This window comes from Enterococcus sp. AZ104 (assembly GCF_050546705.1).
Classification (GTDB): Bacteria; Bacillota; Bacilli; order Lactobacillales; family Enterococcaceae; genus Enterococcus; species Enterococcus faecalis.
Genome location: NZ_CP172952.1, coordinates 533,017 through 554,736, shown reverse-complemented (window position 1 = coordinate 554,736; position 21,720 = coordinate 533,017). Strand labels below are relative to the sequence as shown.

General features: G+C 36.0%; 20 protein-coding genes, 1 tRNA gene and 1 riboswitch. Of the genes, 3 read left to right on the top strand and 18 right to left on the bottom strand.

Annotated features, from left to right (window positions below; translation table 11 throughout):
• Positions 1 to 57: 57 nt before the first annotated feature.
• The 5 genes from metK to rpoN all read right to left on the bottom strand — a co-directional run bounded on the left by metK (position 58) and on the right by rpoN (position 6,326).
• Complete coding sequence (gene metK / locus IGJ37_RS02730; RefSeq protein WP_002355656.1) at positions 58 to 1,242, bottom strand: methionine adenosyltransferase; 1,185 nt, start codon at positions 1,240 to 1,242, stop codon at positions 58 to 60.
• A riboswitch (SMK box riboswitch) is annotated at positions 1,240 to 1,335 on the bottom strand. It overlaps the preceding gene by 3 nt.
• A gap of 75 nt (positions 1,336 to 1,410) precedes the next feature.
• Complete coding sequence (locus tag IGJ37_RS02725; RefSeq protein ID WP_325814986.1) at positions 1,411 to 2,103, bottom strand: hypothetical protein; 693 nt, start codon at positions 2,101 to 2,103, stop codon at positions 1,411 to 1,413.
• Positions 2,096 to 2,791 carry an ABC transporter ATP-binding protein gene (locus tag IGJ37_RS02720; protein WP_002378048.1) on the bottom strand — a complete coding sequence of 232 codons (696 nt, stop codon included), beginning with the start codon at positions 2,789 to 2,791 and terminating at the stop codon, positions 2,096 to 2,098. Before IGJ37_RS02720 ends, IGJ37_RS02725 begins: the two co-directional genes overlap by 8 nt.
• A 125-nt stretch (positions 2,792 to 2,916) precedes the next feature.
• A complete protein-coding gene (locus IGJ37_RS02715) occupies positions 2,917 to 4,794 on the bottom strand; it encodes an acyltransferase family protein (RefSeq protein WP_325814984.1) in 1,878 nt (625 codons plus the stop codon).
• 200 nt (positions 4,795 to 4,994) lie between these two features.
• The gene (gene rpoN, locus IGJ37_RS02710) at positions 4,995 to 6,326 is read right to left on the bottom strand and encodes an RNA polymerase factor sigma-54 (protein ID WP_002363213.1); all 1,332 of its coding nucleotides are present in this window, start codon (positions 6,324 to 6,326) and stop codon (positions 4,995 to 4,997) included.
• Positions 6,327 to 6,384: 58 nt separating this feature from the next.
• Here rpoN and IGJ37_RS02705 point away from each other — a divergent pair.
• Positions 6,385 to 6,456, top strand: a tRNA-Arg gene (locus tag IGJ37_RS02705).
• A 656-nt stretch (positions 6,457 to 7,112) separates the two neighbouring features.
• Here IGJ37_RS02705 and IGJ37_RS02700 read toward each other — a convergent pair.
• The 6 genes from IGJ37_RS02700 to IGJ37_RS02675 all read right to left on the bottom strand — a co-directional run bounded on the left by IGJ37_RS02700 (position 7,113) and on the right by IGJ37_RS02675 (position 13,785).
• Positions 7,113 to 7,313 (bottom strand): cold-shock protein, encoded by a 201-nt coding sequence (locus IGJ37_RS02700; protein ID WP_002355647.1) that lies wholly within the window; start codon positions 7,311 to 7,313, stop codon positions 7,113 to 7,115.
• A 233-nt stretch (positions 7,314 to 7,546) separates the two neighbouring features.
• On the bottom strand, positions 7,547 to 7,954 hold the full coding sequence (locus tag IGJ37_RS02695) for an NUDIX hydrolase (protein WP_002355645.1): 408 nt from the start codon (positions 7,952 to 7,954) through the stop codon (positions 7,547 to 7,549).
• 25 nt (positions 7,955 to 7,979) lie between these two features.
• Entirely contained in the window at positions 7,980 to 9,767 is a 1,788-nt protein-coding gene (locus IGJ37_RS02690) for a glycerophosphodiester phosphodiesterase (RefSeq protein WP_325814983.1), read from the bottom strand.
• A 29-nt stretch (positions 9,768 to 9,796) separates the two neighbouring features.
• Positions 9,797 to 10,306 (bottom strand): SA1002 family membrane protein, encoded by a 510-nt coding sequence (locus IGJ37_RS02685; RefSeq protein WP_325814982.1) that lies wholly within the window; start codon positions 10,304 to 10,306, stop codon positions 9,797 to 9,799.
• 173 nt (positions 10,307 to 10,479) lie between these two features.
• Positions 10,480 to 10,863, bottom strand: coding sequence for a bacteriocin transport accessory protein (locus IGJ37_RS02680; RefSeq protein WP_016616410.1), 384 nt, complete (start codon positions 10,861 to 10,863; stop codon positions 10,480 to 10,482).
• Between the two features lie 24 nt (positions 10,864 to 10,887).
• Entirely contained in the window at positions 10,888 to 13,785 is a 2,898-nt protein-coding gene (locus tag IGJ37_RS02675) for an isopeptide-forming domain-containing fimbrial protein (RefSeq protein WP_430598959.1), read from the bottom strand.
• Positions 13,786 to 14,249: 464 nt separating this feature from the next.
• Between IGJ37_RS02675 and IGJ37_RS02670 the strand changes: the two genes are divergently transcribed.
• Positions 14,250 to 14,654 (top strand): DUF1622 domain-containing protein, encoded by a 405-nt coding sequence (locus IGJ37_RS02670; protein ID WP_002383026.1) that lies wholly within the window; start codon positions 14,250 to 14,252, stop codon positions 14,652 to 14,654.
• Positions 14,655 to 14,674: 20 nt separating this feature from the next.
• Here the strand turns inward: IGJ37_RS02670 and IGJ37_RS02665 are convergent, their stop codons facing one another.
• The gene (locus tag IGJ37_RS02665) at positions 14,675 to 15,193 is read right to left on the bottom strand and encodes a hypothetical protein (RefSeq protein ID WP_002355635.1); all 519 of its coding nucleotides are present in this window, start codon (positions 15,191 to 15,193) and stop codon (positions 14,675 to 14,677) included.
• A 195-nt stretch (positions 15,194 to 15,388) separates the two neighbouring features.
• Here IGJ37_RS02665 and clpP point away from each other — a divergent pair, with 195 nt between their 5' ends.
• Complete coding sequence (gene clpP, locus IGJ37_RS02660; RefSeq protein ID WP_002355633.1) at positions 15,389 to 15,982, top strand: ATP-dependent Clp endopeptidase proteolytic subunit ClpP; 594 nt, start codon at positions 15,389 to 15,391, stop codon at positions 15,980 to 15,982.
• Between the two features lie 44 nt (positions 15,983 to 16,026).
• On the opposite strand, the gene IGJ37_RS02655 is transcribed toward clpP, so the two are convergent.
• The 6 genes from IGJ37_RS02655 to IGJ37_RS02630 form a co-directional block, all read right to left on the bottom strand.
• Positions 16,027 to 16,545 (bottom strand): DsbA family protein, encoded by a 519-nt coding sequence (locus IGJ37_RS02655; protein ID WP_002361283.1) that lies wholly within the window; start codon positions 16,543 to 16,545, stop codon positions 16,027 to 16,029.
• 113 nt (positions 16,546 to 16,658) lie between these two features.
• Positions 16,659 to 17,582, bottom strand: coding sequence for a PEP phosphonomutase (locus IGJ37_RS02650; protein WP_002358737.1), 924 nt, complete (start codon positions 17,580 to 17,582; stop codon positions 16,659 to 16,661).
• Positions 17,583 to 17,815: 233 nt separating this feature from the next.
• Entirely contained in the window at positions 17,816 to 18,751 is a 936-nt protein-coding gene (gene whiA, locus IGJ37_RS02645) for a DNA-binding protein WhiA (protein WP_002358736.1), read from the bottom strand.
• Positions 18,752 to 18,784: 33 nt separating this feature from the next.
• Complete coding sequence (locus tag IGJ37_RS02640; RefSeq protein WP_002355627.1) at positions 18,785 to 19,780, bottom strand: gluconeogenesis factor YvcK family protein; 996 nt, start codon at positions 19,778 to 19,780, stop codon at positions 18,785 to 18,787.
• Entirely contained in the window at positions 19,780 to 20,667 is an 888-nt protein-coding gene (gene rapZ / locus IGJ37_RS02635) for an RNase adapter RapZ (RefSeq protein WP_002355625.1), read from the bottom strand. Before rapZ ends, IGJ37_RS02640 begins: the two co-directional genes overlap by 1 nt.
• Positions 20,668 to 20,832: 165 nt before the next feature.
• Entirely contained in the window at positions 20,833 to 21,627 is a 795-nt protein-coding gene (locus tag IGJ37_RS02630) for a YusW family protein (protein ID WP_002366200.1), read from the bottom strand.
• Positions 21,628 to 21,720: the final 93 nt, after the last annotated feature.

Here is a 21,720-nt window from a genome sequence, read left to right as displayed (position 1 = left end):
AAAAAAAAACAAGAAGTCAGCCAAGTATTGGCTGACTTCTTGTTTTTTTTTATTTAATTATTCAGCTAAACTAGCTTTTAACGCTTCAACTTTATCTGTTTGTTCCCAAGGTAAATCAATATCTGTTCGACCAAAATGACCATAAGCCGCAGTTTGTTTATAAATTGGGCGACGTAAATCTAGCATTTCAATAATACCTGCTGGACGTAAATCAAAGTTTTTACGAACTGCTTCGATTAATTTACTTTCTGGAAGATCACTCGTACCAAACGTATTAATAGAAATAGACACTGGTTGCGCCACACCAATTGCATAAGCTAATTGGACTTCTACTTTTTTCGCCAAACCAGCAGCAACAATGTTTTTCGCGATATAACGCGCAGCATAACTAGCAGAGCGGTCAACTTTGGTTGCATCTTTTCCAGAAAAAGCGCCGCCGCCATGACGAGCATAACCGCCATAAGTATCAACGATAATTTTACGACCAGTTAAGCCGGCATCTCCTTGAGGGCCACCGATTACAAAGCGACCAGTTGGGTTGATAAAGTATTTTGTTTCATCATCTAAAAGTTCATGAGGAATCACCTCATTGATTACTTGTTCTTTAATGTCTTTTTCGATTTGTTCTAAGGTTGTTTCATCATCATGTTGTGTACTGATGACAATCGTATCCACACGTTGTGGTTGACCTTGATCATCATATTCCACTGTTACTTGAGATTTTGCATCAGGACGTAAGTAAGGTAAGACTTTTTCCTTCCGCAATTCTGCTAAACGGCGAACCAAACGATGACTTAACGCGATCGGTAATGGCATTAATTCCGGTGTTTCGTCAACGGCAAAACCAAACATTAAGCCTTGGTCACCAGCGCCAATATCGTCTTTTTCATCTTGATCACGCACTTCTAAGGCTGCGTCAACCCCTTGAGCGATATCAGGTGATTGCTCATCGATTGCTACAAGAACTGCGACAGTCTCTCCATCAAATCCATATTTTGCTCGTGTATAACCAATATCTTTCACAGTTTGACGAACAATTTTTTGGATATCTACATAAGCTGTTGTAGAAATTTCTCCAAATACTAGGACTAAACCAGTTGTTACGGATGTTTCACATGCCACGCGGGCCATCGGATCTTTCTCCAAAATCGCATCTAAAATTGCATCACTGACTTGGTCAGCTACCTTATCTGGATGTCCTTCTGAAACGGATTCTGATGTAAATAAATGTCTTTCTGTCATAATGTTATTCCCCCTAAATAGTTTCGGTTACAAGGCATCTTTAGTAAGTAACGACAATTACTTGCTAAATCCTTTCGGGAACTTGTAACAAAAACAGTATACCAGATATCTAAAAAAAAAGCTTAGGTTTTCAAGAAAATCATTAACCTATTATAAATTTCTATCACACTATTCAATAAAGAATAGCGAATTTTTAACTATCTTACTTGTTGCCATAGTCAGCAAAATACTACAACTTATTAAAAAAAGAAAATAAAGTAAAATCTTTACTAAAGAAAACTGTACATTGAATAAAATATAGGCACTTGCGAGAATGCCACCTAAAGTCAGCGAACAAAAAATAGAAAGATACTCTGCCACCTTTTTATCTTTGATAATTACCGAAAGCAATAGAACTAAACTTCCTAACAGGTAAGTAATAAAAGGTAAAGTAACTACGTTCTGTGGTGCCAATAGATAAAGATATGGACTCTGTTGGTTATTTAAAATAACAAAACTAATAAGTAGTTGAAACACTTGAAAAGGTACACTAATCATTACAGCAACCACTATTTTTCCAATAACTACCCTAGTTATACTGACAGAAGACAGAAGTAATAAAGGTAAAGTCCTTTGCTTTTTTTCTTGAAGCATTGTACTCATGATAAACATAGCAGCAAAGCTACCGGCCAAAGTAAAGCTGGAAAATAAGTTAGCTTCATTTGGCAAAACAATTCCTTCTGAACCGCCGCTTTTACTAATGAAAACTGTAAAAAAAATCAAATAAAGCATTAAGCCGAAATATTTCCAAAGATGACTTTTTAATTCCAGAAACTCACGTTTAATCACTACTTGGATTTCATAAAAAAATTCTTTATTCATGGCGTTCACCTACTTTTTCCAAATAGATTTCTTCTAAATTGACTCCTATATTTGGCTCATTGAAGCAGACTTTTCCATTATTTAATATTAAAAAATTAGTACATATTTCTTCAACGAAAGCTAAATCATGACTATTAATTAAAATGATTTTTCCTGCTTCTTTTAAATGAATAATTAATTGTCGTAACTTCTTTTTCATTTCTGGATCCAAAGCATTCGTAGGTTCGTCAAAATAATAAGCTTCACTCTCTCTTAAAAAAAGCATTGCTAAAGCAACTCTTTTTTTTAATCCCTGTGACAATTTATCTACACGTTTAAACTCATAGTCTATTAATCCAAATTCTTTTAACACTTGTTTTAGTTTTTTTGACTTTTGTTTTTCCCCCGACAACTCCAATTTAAAAAGTATATTTTCTCTGACTGTCAGTCGTTCATAGAAACCACCCATTTCCGGAAGATATTCTACTTTTTTTATATAATTATGTACTACACCTTTGCTCGGCTTCAGCAAACCTAAAACTAAATAACTTAGTGTCGTTTTTCCCGCACCGTTGTGCCCGAGAATCCCCCAACATTGTCCTTTTTCGATTTTCCAATTAATATCTTCCAAAACAAAATAATTTTTTTTGTAGAAAAAACTAATATCTTCAGCATAAATTTCGCTGTTTTCACTCCGATTTTCTCTCATTATCTACCTCCTATAAAAACGATGATTATTTATTTATCGTAACGTAAACACCATATTTTGTAAACGATTTCTTTATCTGCAACAAAAAACTTCCAGCCCCTTTCATCTGAGCTGGAAGTTTCTTGCTACTGTAAAATTTTCTCCGCGATAAAGTGTGTATATTGCTCGCCACCTGCCACATTTGGATGAACTCGGTCATCATAAAACCAATCATCATGGGCGTTACTATAATTAAACCAGTCAATGACCGTTAAGTTATCGTATTTTTTGTCCATTTGACTAAGTAAACTATTCACTTGATTTTGCCATCTTCTAGTTGGGACGCGAACATTAATCCAATAAACTTTTCGATTACCTAACGCTTTCATAAATTCATCAAATTGTGCCTCTGTAAAAGGACCATTCGTACCTAAACTCACTAAAACAGTATCTTTAAGCATTTTCTTTTTGTCTAGTTCACCAATTAGTGAAATGCTACTATACAATTGACGGCCCACTTCCCCATCGATAATCATTTTAGGGAAAATATCTTGTAACCCGCTAGCACCATCTAGAATAACAGAATCACCAATAGTTGTGATTTCTAAATTCTGCGCTTTTTTTACTTGCTCTGGGGTGAGTTGTGCGGGTAGAACGTCTTGGCTTTCACTCGGTTTTGTACTACTTTCTGTGGACGTGCTACTATTTTTCGTGCCACTTTCTTGGACTTCTTTTTTACGTTCTTCAATTTTTTGCTGATTTTTCGCAATATTTTTTTCTAGTTGCTCTTGTTGCGCACTTTTAGCGTTTGCTGGAGCCACAATTAAACCGAATACTGCAATCACGCTAATCACTGTCATAAAGGCCATTGTCCCTTTTTCACGAAGGTCCCACGGTTTCCGTAAGAACTCAGTGAATTGAGTCCAGACATCCTTATAAGACAATCGTGTCAGTGGATGTTCGATAAAACGATAAGACAATTCGCTCACGACTAAAATTAATGCTATTTCAACCAATGAATGTAGAAAAACATGGTCCGATAAGGTCTTAATTTTGGCCTCATAAAAAATCATGATTGGGAATTGATACAAGTAAATGCCATAACTCCGTTTACCTATCCACGTAAAGACTGGATTCGTTAACCAACGATTCATATCTGCCCCTGGATGTGCAGTGACGGCCACTAAAACGGTGGCTGCCAAACTAATTAAAAACATGCCGCCGTAATAAACAAAATTTGTATGATCTGATAATGTTAAAAAGGCTAATACTAAAAGAATTAAGGCACTTAAACCAGCGCCATTTAAGATTTTTTTAGAGGCTTCTGGAATTTCTTCTTTCAAACGTGTGCTTGGCCAAACATACGCCAATGCACTACCTAGTAAAATAGAAAAAACACGTGTGTCTGTTCCATAATAGACACGTGTAGGATCTGCGCCAGGAACATATAAAACGGCCATCAGCGTCACCGAAATTAAAGCGCCGATTAAAACTAAACTGAAAATTCGACCGCGCTTACGAACAAAGCGTTCCAGAAGAATAAAAAGTAATGGCCAAATTAAATAATTTTGCGCTTCAACTGCCAATGACCAAATATGTACAAATGGCGATTGTGTCGCAAATCCATCAAAATAAGAAAACCCTTTAAGAATTTGCCACCAGTTGTTGTAATAAAAAACACTACTAGCGACAACGCTGCGAATATTGTTTAATAAATCCTGCTGAAAGAGTGTAATATAACTAACTGCACTTAAAAGCATCACGATTAATGCTGGATACAGCCGTTTCATCCTTCGCACATAAAATCCTTTTAAATCAATGGTCTGATTTTCTGCCCATTCTTGCCGCAACAAGTCGTTAATAAGATAACCTGAAACAACAAAGAAAATCGGAACACCTAAGTAGCCACCTCGCATGACTTGGGGAAAAAGGTGATACAAAATCACGCCAATTACAGCGATCGTCCGAATGCCATCAAAACCTGTAATATAGCGTTTTTTCTTGCTATTTGCTGTCTGATTCATTTGTGCTTTCCAACTTTTCTATAAAATTATTCTTTTCCTTTATTTAAAGAAGCAAGTAACTTTAATATACGTTTTTTCCTAGGAAATGGCAAGCAAACTTTGCCTCCTTTAGGCTTTTTTTACAATTCAAAAAACCAGCATTTTTTAAATCACAAAAAAACAACCAAAGCTTATGAAAATCACTCATAAGCTTTGGTTGTTTACTCATATCGTTTTCGTTTAGATGAAGATGGAATCCCTAGGGCTTCACGATATTTTGCTACCGTTCGCCGGGATATTTCCATGCCTGAATCTTTTAATCGCTCGACTAATTTTTGATCAGATAACGGTTTACTTTTTACTTCTTCATCAATTAATTTTTGTAGTTGCTTTTTAACCATCGTTGTTGAGACATCCTCGCCATCTTCTTCTGATGAAAGAATACTTGTTGAGAAGAATGAGCGCAATTCAAAGACGCCAAACGTGGTTTCTAGATATTTTCCATTGACCGCACGACTAACTGTCGATTCATGAATAGACAAAGCATCCGCAATTTCTTTTAAAGTCATTGGTTTTAATGGCCGATCTGCTTCTAAAAAGAAGGCTTCTTGACGGCGCACAATTTCTTGCCCTACACGTAAAATTGTATCCCCCCGCTGATTCACTGCGCGCTCTAACCATTCAAATTCGTTTTTCTTATCCTTAATATATTCTTGGACTTCTTTGTCGTCAGTCTCTTGCATTCGTTTGAAATAATTTTCTTGAAAATTTAATGTCGGTCGACCAGCTTTGTTGGAAATCACCACTATTCGATCTTCCTTGATTCGGACAGTTAAATCTGGTCGAATATACAATTCCTCGGTCGCATCAAAAATATTCCCTGGCGCTGGCGATAACGTTTGTATATAATCAAAAATCAATTGAATTTCTGCTAATTCAATCCCAAATTTTTTAGCTAACGGGCCCCATTTACGACTCACTAAGGCATCAAACTCTTCCTCCAATAAAATATACGCTAAATTAGGCGCGGTATCGTCTCGTTCTGTTTGTAGCATCAAACATTCTTGTAAATTGCGTGCCCCCACACCTGCTGGATCTAGCTGTTGTAACAAAGTTAATGCATCTAGCATTTGAATGGCGCTTGCTTCGGTTTTCTCTGCCGCTTCTTCTAACGAAATCGTTAAATAACCATTCACATCTATATATTCTACTAAAAACAAAACCAATGTTCGCAAGTATGTATCGCGGTAATTCAAATGAATTTGATCAATTAAAGACTCAAATAATGATAAATGATAGTCTGGAATTTGATTCATATAATTATTTTCTTCGTCTTGATTGGTGTAAGAACGACTAGTTGTCGGAAAATCTGTGGTGTACTGCGTGTCTACTTGTAAATCAATCAATGGATTCTCTAATGCTTTCGCTTCAACAAAGGCAGCGAGTTCTTCCGTATTAAATTGTAAAATTTGAATGGATTGTTGAAGCTGTTGAGTCATGGCCAACTTCTGGACTTGTTTTTGTTGTTGGGACATTCGTTGCTCAAATTTCATTATTTTCGTCCTCCCTCTTGTAATTTTTGTCAATATCAGCTAAACTAGTATTCGTGCCGCGCCCTTAGTGTAGTGGATATCACGTAAGATTCCGGTTCTTGAGACGGGGGTTCGATTCCCTCAGGGCGCGTTATTTAAATATGTTGATTTATCAACGTTTCTGGACACTCTTTATTCATCTAAAGAGTGTTTTTTTCTTGTTTAGGAATGATTTTTCTATCCGTATTTTTTTCAAATGTTGCTTGTGGTAAGCTCAATCGCACTTAACGCGACAACATTTGTTCTGCTTCAGCTACAAATCCAATAAGGTTAAAATTCCTCCGTTCCTATTGTAACGCATAACGTTTCCTTTTTCTATCTGCTAAACAAAGTATTACGACAAGCAAACACCTGCTTCTCTCTTAAAGATCCCTTTCTGATTATATAGTAAATTGCTTTTAATTTGTTAATTATTTTACCTAAAACTTAATACCCTAATTAAATAAAGAACCTAGGGCAAAAATCACTTTGGATTTTTGTCCCAGGCTTAAAACCTGATAATTGGCGGGAACAGAACTGTTCAGCTCCGACCTCTAAAATACTTAATTAGAAATATGCTACCAGCAATCATACCAATTATGATTACTAGCCAAAATAATCCACTTACAAGTAACAGCTCAGTTAAGGTCGTCTTCAGATTCTCCTCCTTTAAATGGCCTCTGCTTTGTTTTGCTATGTAATTAATGGCGAGATCAGACAACAGCTATCAAAAAAACGGACCAACACGTGGTCCGTTTTCATTCATTATTAAGCTTTTACGATGTTCGTTGCTTGTAAGCCGCGTGGACCTTCTTCAGTATCAAAAGTTACTGCTTGGCCTTCGTCTAAAGTTTTAAATCCATCTGATTGAATAGCTGAAAAATGTGCAAATACATCATTGCCATCTTCACCTGTAATAAATCCAAAACCTTTGTCTGCGTTAAACCATTTTACTGTACCGTTGTTCATATATATTTCCTCCTAGTGCATAAAAATATGCAAGTTATTGCAAAAAATGTTGAGTGGCAAAAGGAGAAGTATAGTTTTTAAATATATAACTCAAATTACTTATCAAAATTGATTACTTAATTACTATAACACATTTATTAGGAATAAACAATGCCCACGACTTTTCCTTGGACTTTCTAAAATAATCAAAGATGCGCTTGACAAAGCCCCAGCAAAAGACACTCCTATTCTTTCTATTTCCAGTTAGTTTTGTTTAACTTTAAATAATCGCTACACGCCAAATAATCAAATAGCGGAGCTAATCCTGGTGAAAAATTTACTTCCTCAAATCGCTTAATAAATTGTACGCCTTTAATTTTATTTGGTTCGTTCAGGGTAACTTTTCCTTGGGCTTGTTTGGCAAAATAAAAATGTCCTTGCCAAACGATTGAATCAAAAACGAGTGGTCCAGTAAAAATTTCTTCAAGTTCAGTAATTTCTACTGCTAATTCTTCTTTCATTTCACGAATCGCACATTCCAGCGCTGATTCACCAAGTTCTTGTTTTCCGCCAGGGAAATTCCATGTGTCTGGCCGATCTTTTAAGATAAGAATTTCATCAGATTGATTTTTAAGAAGTACTCGCGAAAATTCTTTTTTCATTTCGTTTAACCCTTTTCTTCATTTTTTATTGAGAAGCCACACTTGGCAGCATAAAAATATAATGCAAAATACGATCCGCATACGATGGATTTTTTTCAAAGTCATTGACTTCTTCATTGACTAACTCCAAATCATCGGTAATCACTCCAGCAACGTCCATAAAGAGCATTTTACTCAATACCTCTGAGTCATTAACTGTCCAAGCATAAACTGCTTTTTTCTGTTGGTCAGCTTTTAAAATGAAGGTATCGTTCAACGTGGTAGCTTCCATTGTATACAAATCAGCTTGTGTTTCTGGAAAAGTGAAATTATAGGGCAAAATAAAACTTACTTTTACTTTTGATTTGGCTTTTTTAAACGCTTTGATCACATTGTAGTCGAGAGATTGAACCTGATGGTTATTCTTTATCAAAGGACGTTCATATTTTTCAATAAAGTTAGATAGCGCACCTTGACTATCTTGTTTAGACGTTTTAATTTCTACTAGTAATTTTTGTTTGGCTTGGTTTGCTTTCGCTAAATAATCATCAAAACTGGCAATTGGTGCTTCTTGGCCATTTTCTTTAACGGTCATTTTTGTTAATTCAGCCAACGTAAATTCTTGCGGCGTGCCATCAACGCCGGCGAGTTCTTGAAGGTTTGCATCATGCATCACAACAAATTGATGGTCTTTGGTTTCTTGAACATCAATTTCAATATAATCTGGTTTAAATTTAATGGTTCTTTCCATAGCAGGAATAGTATTTTGCACGCCATTACTATTGGTGACCCCTCGATGCGCAATAATCAAAGGTTTTGATTCTAATAGCCCTGTTAAGTAAACAGCATTGAAAATTATATAGCCGCCAAAAATGGTGAATAGTCCTAGGCCCATTCCGATAGTCACTAATTTATTACGTTTCGTTTCTTTGTCAAAGGCAACTTTTTTCGTCGTTTCTGCTTGAACATTTAATTGTGTATATAAGAAATTAATCAGTAATACTGAAAGCCAAGCATTAGAGACAAACTGTAAAAATTGGACAACCGTTAAATTTAAAATACCACCTAGCAAGCTAATGGTATCGCTCAAGGTATCTAACTTCAACTGTAGAAGATAAAGTAACACATAAATAACATACGTTGAAACAAATACCGCGATCGTCACAAATGCAATATTACGAATAATGAACCATAATCGTTTGTTTGTCATTGACCAACTAGCCTTAACTGCCTCGCCCGCTTTTTTTCTCTCCAGAATCATTAATGGAAGCGTGTAAATGAAACGAATAGCTAAATACCAGACTAATAACCCAAAGGCCAGTAACCCAACCAAGTAAGGAATTCGTTGGGACAAAAATTCAACAATAAAATCTGGAATCACAAATTTCGTCAATAGATTACTTTGGAAAATCAGGTTACCAAAAGGGACAATGACAACAAAATAACCGAAAAAGAATAACCACGAACGGGCACCTTGCTTTTTAAGAACCTTAAAAGATGCCTTGGTAACTCCTTTAAAATGAAAGCGATGGTCTTGCCGTATTTGAAAAATCCCTAATAATAAAAAGGTAAACTGATAAAAAACTGCACCTAAAAAAAGTAACAACAAGAGAATTAATAAAACCAGAGCAAGCGGCTTTTCTAACAGTAAATTCAGGTTATTAAACGAAAGATAAGGAATACCTTGAGTTTTTAGTGCGTTGGAAGTAGCCCAACTAAAAGCCCCACCCACCAATAATAATAAGACATTTAAAGTAAAAAATAACCATAAGTACTGCAAGATGTCTTTAAAAAATTGCCTTGTTCCATTTTTAAATGTTTGCCAAGCAGACATACAAACTCCTCCATTCTAAAAGTATCTGATTAAAGTTCTTCCATACGAATCCTAAATAAAACAACGGCAATCCAAATTGAAATAAATGATGGCAAAATAACAATAATGATTGCGACTGGCTCATCAATAGTCCCTTGTAACATATTTTTTACTTCTGAAGAAACAATAAACTGATCAAAAATCACTTGATAAATAGTAACATAAATCAATACCCATTGAATATAATATTCAATTATTTTCATTAAAGCGATGGGTAAAACAATTTTTTTCGTCGTTAAATTCAATAAAAAATATAACAAAAGACTCGTACTGATGATAACGACTATCCCTAAAAGAAATAACGACTCTAACCGCTGCCCTATTACGTTTGCAACGCCTATTGTTAATAATAAATACATAGCTACCGAAATTAAGATGCTCACACTTAGCATAACAGAAAACAAAAGTAATGCCTTAAGAAAAAGCCACTTATCAACTCTTTTATTTCCAATCAATAAACCTAAAAGAATCACCGACAAAAGTAAAATCAATTCAAGCATTCGTTCCTCCTCCCAAAACAAATGAAAGAAAATTCATATATTCGTGTTTATTTTATCAAACCAAAATGTATTTGTAAAACATTTCACATGTTATTTAATAAACGACTATTACTATAAAAAAGACAAGCCAAGTTTCCTTTATTTAGGAAACTTGGCTTGTCTTTTTATTCTTTTTACTTCATTATTTTTTGATAGTTTGCGAATAATTGATTCGCATCTCCTTCTCCATCAATTTTTTTGAGATGGCCGTTATCTATTTTAAACATAGATGGCACATGTAAAACTTTATTTTCTCGGATAAATGTTGACCATTCCTTCATGGTCTCTTTGTTTGTTAATTCTACATAGTAAACCTGTTTAGGTGCTTGTAATAGTTTCTCGAAATCCTGACAATCTGAACAGTTTTTCTTTTTTAAAACAACATAAAATGTTTCGCCAGAGTGTTTTTTTTCTTGATACTCATTAAAACTTAGTTCCTTTTTATGCGGAATAAATGTAAAACCTACCAACAAACTAAGTAACAAAATTAACAGACTGAACGAAATTTTTTTATTCATGTTTTTTCTTCCTTTTTAGTTTGTCTAATTTTTTCTTTTTTTATTTTTTGTTATGCCAAAGCTAATAGCCACTATAAGGACAATTAAACCTGCGATCATGTAAAGTGGATTTACTGTTGTATTAGTCATTGGTAAATGAATTCCTTTACTTGCTGATTTTCCAAAATTGACTAGGTTCGTTGGTGCTTGATGATTTGTAGGCGTCAACGGTTTTTTCGGTTTTAGCGGTTGTTTAGGTTCAGGTTTTTTTGGATCTTCTGGTGTTGGTGCAGGTGGTGTTACGGTTGGTTTGTTGGAATGCAACACGTCACCTTCGTTGCCAAAGTTTAAGTCGGCTTGGTTGGGAATGCCACCTTGTTCAATATAAGGTGCTAATTCTTCATCGGTTGCGCCGTCTTTAATTTTAGTGGTAATAGTCATTGTGTACGTATGTCCAGCTAAGTATGAGTAGCTGTCTGCTTGTTTGTTCATTTCAAAAGTTACTTTGTTATTTTCTTGTGTTACTGTGCCGTTAGCTGTAACATCTTTACCATTTTCATCAGTAACTTTCACGTCTGTGATGTCTAACACTTTATTAATGTCATCCACCATGCTGGCTTGGGTCCAAGTGCTTGTTTCGTTACCGAAAGCTGTTTTGACGTTCCATTTAAATTCTTGATCGCGGTTGGTTAAATCTAAGTGATCTTGACCTTCGATATCTTTTGTAATCGTTGGATCTTCTGGCGTTGGTGCAGGCGGTGTTACGGTTGGCTTGTTGGAATGTAACACGTCCCCTTCGTTGCCAAAGTTTAAGTCCGCTTGGTTGGGAATCCCGCCTTGTTCAATATAAGGCGCTAATTCTTCATCGGTTGCGCCGTCTTTAATTTTAGTGGTAATAGTCATTGTGTACGTATGTCCAGCTAAGTATGAGTAGCTGTCTGCTTGTTTGTTCATTTCAAAAGTTACTTTGTTATTTTCTTGTGTTACTGTACCGTTAGCTGTAACATCTTTACCATTTTCATCAGTGATAACGACTTTTTGGATATCTAATAATTGGTTGACGTTATCCACTAAACTGGCTTGGGTCCACGTGCTTGTTTCGTTACCGAAAGCTGTTTTGACATGCCAATCGAAACTATCTTCACGATTGGTTAAATCTAAGTGCTCTTGATTTTCGATATCTTTTGTAATCGTTGGATCTTCTGGCGTTGGTGCAGGCGGTGTTACGGTTGGCTTGTTGGAATGCAACACGTCACCTTCGTTGCCAAAGTTTAAGTCCGCTTGGTTGGGAATCCCGCCTTGTTCAATATAAGGCGCTAATTCTTCGTCCGTTGCGTCAGCTTTAATTTTAGTGGTGATAGTCATTGTGTATGTGTGACCAGCTAAGTAGGTATAACTGTCGTCTTTTTTATTCATTTCAAAAGTTACTTTGTTATTTTCTTGTGTTACTTTGCCGTTAGCTGTAACATCTTTACCATTTTCATCTGTGACAACGACTTTTTGGATATCTAATAATTGGTTAATATCATCTACTAAACTGGCTTGTTGCCAAGTACTTGTTTCGTTACCAAAGGCTGTTTTGACATGCCAATCGAAACTATCTTCACGATTGGTTAAGTCTAAATGTTCTTGATTTTCGATATCTTTTGTAATCGTTGGATCTTCTGGCGTCACGTCACACGCATGCGCATTGTCATTTTTAGGAATCGTCGCTTCTGGAAATTCCTTAGCAATTGTTCCTTGATTCATTGTCCCACTACTTACAAGGGTTGCTGCATCAATCGCTGTATTTTCTTTGACTTCGTAGTGAATCGTGATGTTTCCTACGTAACCTTCTGTACTAGTTGCTGAAATGGTTTGTCCGTTAATTTGAACAGGCACATCATTTCCAGCATCGTCCGTAGCGGTCGCCGATTGAATATCAAATTGATTGGCAATCGTTAATGAAGCTGTTGCTGGTGTCGATTGCGCCAGACGATCTTTGACAATTTGTTTTAATTGGGTTGTAAAATCATCAATAGATTGGCTTGTAATAAAATCTTCTGGTGTGCTAGATCCTTGTTGCAACTCTTGTTTTACAAAAGGACCCACTTCTGTTTTATACTTATCAAAATATGAATTTACTGAACTTAAAGATTCAACACTTTCCCAATACGCATTAATCATTTCATAGCCTTGGTTAGTAATTTCTTGGTTTAACGCTAAAACTTCTGCTGCTGCACCTTGATAGTCATTACTATACTCAACCGAAACTTGAAAAGGATGTCTTGGATCTGGATATTCATTGATTGAATCATTGGTGTTGGTTTTATGCAAGTAACCATCTAAACGTGTATTAGCGACCCCATCTGTCACTAATAAGAAATATGTTTTTCGATTCGTTAAATCTCCGTGTGTTTGATTGTACGTATCTAAAGCAAGTTTCAATCCTGAGGCAGTTGGTGTACCACCATACGTCCGAACATCTCCAAATCCAGAGACAAATTGGCTTTTATCATGGGTTAATTGAGTATCAACACGCACATTCATATCATAATCAGCTGAATTAATTTTTACTTTTCCATCAGGAAATATAAATTGTTTTCCGCCACGATACGAAGCCAGCATCACGCGGTCTTGATCAGATAAACCTTGAACCACTTCATCAATCGCTTGTCTTACATGTGGAAAATTATCTGAAAAACTACCACTGGCATCTTCAACAACCACTAAATCAACCGGTTCCGTTTCACCCGCTTGAACTGGGAAAGCAGCTTGTCCTTCCAATATCCGTTTACAGTCAGCCAAACTGTCGTCTTTCACTTTCACCGTATTGGTCATTCCTTCTGTATCTCCTGCTTTATCCACTCCTTCGGCTAAAGCCAACGTGGGACTGAAATTTCCCACAACTGTTCCAGCGACAATCACCATTGTCGATAATAATTTCGTTGCTTTCTTAAACATTTTAATCCTCCCTATTTTCTTTCGCTAGTGTTTGGGACACTTGCTTCTCTTTACTTCAACTACAGCTCCTTAAATCTTTCATCAAGTCGATGTGTCTCCTTGCTTTTGTGACACATCTCTTACTCAATTTCTGATTCTATCACCTTTAAAGGCTAAAACTTGGCAGTATTCGGCTCTTGAAAACGTAAAATTTGTCTTTTAAAAATTAATGAAAAGACTATCCACTGACAAAGTTGGTTTTCACTTACTTTTTGCTACTTGATTCCTTTTAAGACTCTTTTTTTACACAAAAAAAGTAAAAGAACCTTTACAGTTCTTTTACTTAATTGTTAGATGCTATTCATAATTTTCTTAGTTTTGTTCTATAAGCTGAATAGTTTAGCCCGTTTATTTCAACAATATTTGACGTTAGTCAGCCGTTTCGTTATAGTTAAAGAAAAGGCTTTTTGGTAGGAGTGAATACGATGAATGAGTGGCCCCATCAGTTAATGACGCTTTTAACCCCACTTTTTGAGCTATGTATTTTAGGACTGAATGTTTTTTCGATTATTGTTTTAGTTTGGGGTGTTTGTTTAGCAGGAAAAGATTTCATTAAAAGTGAACGACAAAATCAAAGCCGCTTTACCTTAACCAAAATGAATACGTTCATCAAAAACTTCCTTGGTAGCTACATTCTGTTAAGTTTAGAAATTTTAATTGCTGCTGATATTATTGAATCCATTGTCAAACCAACTTTTCAAGATATTTTGAAATTGGCAACCTTGGTAATCATTCGTACAGTTATTTCTTATTTCTTACATAAAGAAATTGAAGACACTATGACCGATATGGAACAACAAGAAAAAGAACCAGATACCCCAAAAAATTAGCGGGTACGCTGGTTCTTTTTTTATTTAATCGCTTTAAAATAATGAAGTGGTTCGTTAGACAAACGCTGCATTTTACGTTTTTTATCTTCAATAATTGCTAAAATCTCGTCTGAAAAATTTTCCAAAATAACACGGCCGCCTTTATAGGTGTGACCACCCATTTCAGCAACTTCGCTGGCCGTCAAAATGACTTTACGATGCGCAATTTTTTTGAAAAATTCTTCAATTAAGTACGTCGGTAAGTAAAAATTATTTTGAGCAGAAAATGATTCCAAATAAATAAAATCATCGATGCTGATGAAACAATCATCCATCGATAAGTATTCAATTGATCTGTCTATATATAATTCACGCTTTTGTAAAATTTCTTTGACTTTTTTATTTAATAAATTCAATGATTCAATTTCTTTAACCAAATGTTCTAGTTCACGATAACGTACTTCTTTTCGCTCTTTGTAAGATGAATGTAAGGCAGCACTTGCTGTGACTATTAGCGCACCGACGATTACACCGACCATTCCGGCGATAAAAACAAACATATTTTTCCCCTCGCTCTTTTCTAATTTTCCATTTTAGTATAACATAATCCAAAAGTTTCGGATAAAAAATGACACAAAATTTTTCAAGCGACTTCGTTGACCTTTATTGACCAAAGAGGTATACTTTTCATAGGCATTCAAAGTGCTTTGTGATAGAATGACTTTAAAAGTTTCTTTATATAGGAGGATTTACTTATGAATTTAATTCCAACAGTTATTGAACAATCATCTCGCGGTGAACGTGCTTATGACATTTACTCTCGTTTATTAAAAGACCGCATCATTATGCTAAGCGGCCCTATCGATGATAACGTGGCAAACTCAGTGATTGCACAGTTATTATTCTTAGATGCCCAAGATTCAGAAAAAGACATTTACTTGTACATTAACTCTCCTGGTGGCAGCGTTTCTGCAGGTTTAGCGATTTTCGATACCATGAATTTCGTTAAAGCGGATGTCCAAACTATCGTATTAGGAATGGCAGCTTCTATGGGTAGCTTCTTATTAACAGCTGGTCAAAAAGGCAAACGTTTCGCTTTACCAAATGCGGAAATCATGATTCACCAACCACTTGGTGGCGCTCAAGGGCAAGCAACAGAAATTGAAATTGCTGCTCGTCACATTTTAGACACTCGTCAACGTTTAAATTCAATTTTAGCTGAACGAACTGGCCAACCAATTGAAGTGATTGAACGTGATACCGATCGTGATAACTATATGACTGCCGAACAAGCAAAAGAATATGGTTTAATCGATGAAGTAATGGAAAATAGTAGCGCCTTAAATTAAAAATAAAAAAATGGAAACAGCGACAGTCGCTGTTTCCATTTTTTTTATTTTTCAATGTATCCACGTAATTCTTCTTCAGTGACACTTTCGTCAAAGATATGCTCACCAATGATGATCGTTGGTACAAATTGAATGTGCGCCGCATTGGCTTCAGCAATCACTGCGGAAACAAGCGTTGCATCTTTTTGTTCTTTTAAGCCCAGATTTTTTTCAGCATACGTCGCTACTTCTTCTAAGGTTAAGTTTCCCCATTCATCTTGCGTAGCAAACATTTTATGCAATGCTGACAGTGCTTGTTCAGGCGCTGAATAGTCAATGTAGTGATGCATCACATTGCCGCGTTGTAAACTTTCTTTTTCTTTATCAAACAACTTAATGATACGTTCAACTTTACCACTTTTGACAGATTGTGCTAACAGTTCCTCAGACTCTTCAAACCATTTTCTGCAATAAGGACAGCGAACATTGATAAATTCTATCATTTTGACAGGGGCATTGCTCTCACCAATGTGAAGCCCTGTTTCTGTGTTAACTTTTGTTGCATCAATTACTGAAATATCCATAAAAAAACCTCATCCTTTCAAACCTTTATTTCTCTTTTAGTATACCGTTTTTCAATAAAAAAATCATAAGACACGAATTCAAATTTTCTGAATTCGTGCCTCTGTTCACTTTTTTAACGATTAATCGAACGAGCCATTCTAGCAACAGTATGTCTTTTCCCACGTATCGCATCAGAAAGCTCTTTAATATTTTCAATACCAACTAAGCCCATATTGGCATCGCCAATATGTTGAATATCTACGCCTAAAATTTTATTTCTAATGCCGATTGCTTGGATAACTTCAGGTTGAGCACTTTCTTGTGAAGTTCCAATGGCACTCATAACTAATTTTCCTTTTGAATGTGCAAAATCCACAACTTCTTTGACTTGTTGATCATCGATGCCCCAAACCGTGCCGACTGCTGGGACTAAGACAATATCAGCGCCCGCTTCAATAAATTGTTCAGCAGATTTTAAACTGACCACTGGTTCATCTACGCCTGAACTGTGCATTTTTCCGGCAATAATGATGCCGTCAAAATGTTTTTTGGCTAAGGCCACGTTCTTAGCAATCAAGTCGTTGGTCACGCCAGTTCCTGGATTACCTGTCAATAAGATAAAATCCAAACCCAGTTCATTGGCTTTTTTGAAAGTAGCTGCTGATGCTTTTCTACCTGGTTCAATCGAAACTCTCGTTGAAGCTAAGTCTAAATTTTCATCAACAGGTTCGACATTCATGCCAATCGGTAAACCGACTAGTTCTTTCAAACGATGAACAACCTCATCATTAGGGACACATGTTTCCGCAGTATATTGCCCTTCATAAGCGGCTACTACAATCGGTTGATTAACATCGAAAACATTCAATAAAATCATGTCTGCGCCATATGCTTTTGACATTTCCGCACAAGTGATATCACCTGCTACGGATGGATGAACTACCACATTTTCCGATAAAATTACGCGCCCTTCGCTCGCTTTAATACTCTGAAACAGCTCTTCTTTTGACATCCGTTTGATTTCTGATGCATTTGCACTAATTAATCGTTGAACCATTTTGACCCCTCCAATAGTTTTTAATGTTTTAGTTAAAAACAGCAATAAGTAATCGCTTGCATTTTATTACATGCAACATTCGTGCCAACGTCGTTTCTTTAAACCACAGGTCAACACTACATTTCAGTGCTACACACTTTTTACACACTTTAATTTTTTTTACACGCTTAAAAAAAAAGTGAAGGATAGCACTTCAAACGGAAATGTTATTCTTCACTTCTGGAGCAGAAAAGTTACGCACTTTTTTCTCGTAATTTTTCTGCAAATTCATTAATTTTTCGAATACGATGATTAATACCTGACTTAGAAATAGCTCCTGAAGGAATCATTTCCCCTAGTTCTTTGAGACTAACTTCCGGATACTCTAACCGTAATTCTGCGATTTCCTGAAGTTTCTCCGGTAATGACGTCAGCCCTACTGTACTTTCAATAAATTGAATATTTTCAATTTGTTTTGAAGCCGCATCAATGGTTTTATTTAAATTCGCTGTTTCGCAATTCACTAAACGATTTACTGAATTCCGCATATCACGGACAATCCGGACATCTTCAAATTTCAACATAGAGTTCGTGGCACCAATTAATGTTAAAAAGTCGGCAATTTTTTCAGCACCTTTTAAATAACAAATATACCCATTTCGGCGTCCCAATGTTCGAGCGTTTAAGTCATAGTAATTCAACATCTTACAAATATCATTATTGTGTTCTTCATAAATTGAAAAAATTTCTAAATGATAGCGACTTGTTTCCGGATTATTAACTGAGCCAGAAGCCATAAAGGCCCCGCGTAAATAGGAACGCATTTTTTGCGCGTTACCCATGATTTCATTTGACACATTGCCATTAAAAACGACCCCATCCATAATATCCAAATCAGCTAGAATTTTTTGTGTATCTTGTTTTAGACGCACAATGTAAACATTATTTTTCTTTAGTTTCATTTTTTTACGAACTAATAATTCTGCTTGTGCATGGTAATGATCTTTCAGCAATGAATACATTCGACGAGCAATTGCAGCATTTTCCGTTTGTACATTCAAGACAAACTGTTGATTAACTAAGCTAAGTGAGCCGTTCATCCGAATTAATGCTGCTAATTCTGCTTTCGCGTGTTCTCGATGGACTTCTAAACCAGTTAACTCTTTTTTGACATCCGAGGCAAAAGACATCTAAGCTCCTCCTCTCTTGATTCTTTTGATTAATTAATATTTCGTTCCAAATACGATACGGAAAAGTTCTTCAACAACTTTTTCCCCATCATGAAAAACTCCGCCATCTCTTAATTCTAAAAAGTCTGTCGAAATGACTCGGCATCCTTCTTCACGTAATCCTTGAAAATCATGCTTTACTTGAACTAAATATTCATCATAAATTTCAGGATCCATGTAATTTTCTGGTACTTTTTCTGTGTTAACCAGCACTGTATCAACAAACTGCGCTTGTAGATGTTCGTTTAAGACACGAACATGATCGGCATCCGTAAAATGTTCCGTTTCCCCTTTTTGGGTCATGATGTTACAAATATAGACTACTTCGGCTGCCGTTTGTTTGATGGCTTCACCAATTTCTGTAATAACTAAATTAGGTAAAATACTTGTAAAAAGACTCCCTGGTCCTAACACGACCATGTCTGCTTCTTCAATTGCTTTGACGACTTTGCGCGCAGCTCTTGGCTGTTCTTCTCCGTGTGTATTTGTTACAAACACATGGTCAATCGTCTTGCGATCCAGTGCAATTTTTGATTCTCCCACCGCCACTGAGCCATCTTTAAATACGGCATGTAACGTTAATGGCCGTTCTGATGATGGATAAATCCGTCCATCAACATGCATCATTTTTGAAAGCAATTGAATCGCTTCATACGTACTTCCTCTCATTTCCGAGACAGCAGCAATGATTAAATTACCGATTGCATGATTGGCAAAATGACTATCTGATTTATCAAAACGATATTGAAAAATATCTTCATATAATTGTGGCATATCTGACAATGCCACTAAAACATTTCTTAAATCTCCCGGAGGTGTCATGTTATTAATAGAGGAACGAAGCTCGCCACTACTACCGCCATCATCAGCGACCGTTACGACGGCAGTAATATCAACACTTTGATTTCTTAAACTTTTTAAAATTACTGGCAAGCCTGTTCCACCACCAACAACCACAATCTTCGGTTTACGAATTCGATAGGTTTTCATTAAGAGCGATTAACCGTTTCTTTTCTTTTTAAGCGGTCGCGGTGGGTAATATTTACATGGTAATCTTCCTCTTTTAATTCAGCGCCAACACGTTCTGTCAATGCAACAGAGCGATGTTGTCCGCCAGTACAGCCAATTGCAATGGTGACGCTACTTTTACCTTCTTTTTTATATCCAGGTAAGACTGTTCGCAGTAAATCGATAAATTTGGTATAAAATTCATCTGTTTCTGGGAAGCCCATCACATAATCATAAACAGGTTGATCCATTCCAGTTAACGGCCGTAGTTCATCAATATAATGGGGATTAGGTAAAAAGCGAACATCCATAACGATATCTGCATCAATCGGCAACCCATATTTAAAGCCGAAGGACACCATTTCCACTCGAAATTCGTGTGTCTCTCTCGTTGCTAGTTCTTTATTCAAACGTTCCCGCAATTGACGAGGGGACAAGTCCGTGGTATCAATAACCAACTGAGCATCCGCCTTGATTTCTTCCAGCATTGCACGTTCTTTACGAATACCTTCTGTCACTAAACCATCCATCGCCATTGGATGCGCACGCCGTGTCTCTTTATAACGAGAAACCAACTCTTCATCGGTGGCATCTAAAAATAAAATCGTTGTATCAATAAAATTAGTATTTTCAAGTTCGACTAACATATCCTGAATTTCTCTAAAGAAGGTCCGTGAACGTAAATCGATCACTAACGCAATCTTGGTAACTTTTCCAGATTCTTTAATTAATTCCCAAAATTTTGGGATTAAGCTTGGTGGTAAATTGTCGATACAGAAATAGCCCATGTCTTCAAAGCTTTGAACAGCGACTGTTTTTCCAGCGCCACTCATTCCTGTAATAATAACCAGTTGTAAATTTTCTGGCATATTCAACACTCCCTTCACTTGCATCACTATATTATAACACCCCGGGCGTATCAAAGAAAGCTTTTCAATCATTCTTATAAAGATTTCTATTCTTTCATAGAAAAACAGCATTGACATTTTTGTCAACGCTGTTTTAATTGCTGAATTATACTATATAACTGTGTGTTATTTTAATACAAACTCAATTTCTGTTTTATCAGTAAAATTAGCTTCAAACTCAAATTGTTTTACTTGTTCATTCACGGCTAACTTTTTCGTAATGTGTTCTTTAATTTGTTCATTTGTAGCTGTTTTGATTGACAATCCATCTAAAAGAGTCATGATTTTGTCTTGTGCTGCCTTACCTTCTAATTCTAAATCAGCAGATTCATCTTCATACGTTGCTTCAATTGTTCCGTTCGATTTTATTTCATAGGTGAACTCAATTTCATTTTCGTCGTATTCAATTTCTACGTCAATCTCTTGAAGACTGGCAACAGTCGGTGTCGGTGTTGTTAGTTCATTGTCTGCTGTTTCATGGTCCCCACCAACTTCAGGAGTTACAGTTTCCCACTTAAAGGTACCAATTTTAGCTGTTGCTAGATAGGGATTATTAATGGTAATGACTTTCAATTGAAGGTCTGAATGGTTGGCGATATCTGTTAAAATCCCCAGAGCCTGATATGTATTTTGTGTAAAACGTGTCGCAATATTTTGCGCATCAATTGTGGAATAGCCTAATGTTTCCCAGGTGATTTGTTGCTTTAATTCCTGATGAACGGCTTGTACTGTCGCCGGCTCCAATTGAATGCCCGTTGCTTCTTTTAAGTCTTTCTTGGTAAAACTCATTACTTTTTCATGGTCTGATTGTGAAATTAAAGTTGCTGCTTCCATTGTGTTACTATGTACAAAAGGTGTGATTCCGATAGCTAAGACCATTCCTGCCGTTAATAAACTTGTTGTTATTTTTTTGTTTTTCATTTAAGACTTCCCTTCGTGTTCATTGTTATTTTGTTAACAAACATAGTATATCTTTTAATTACACATTAAGTCAACATTTATTTTTAATTTTTA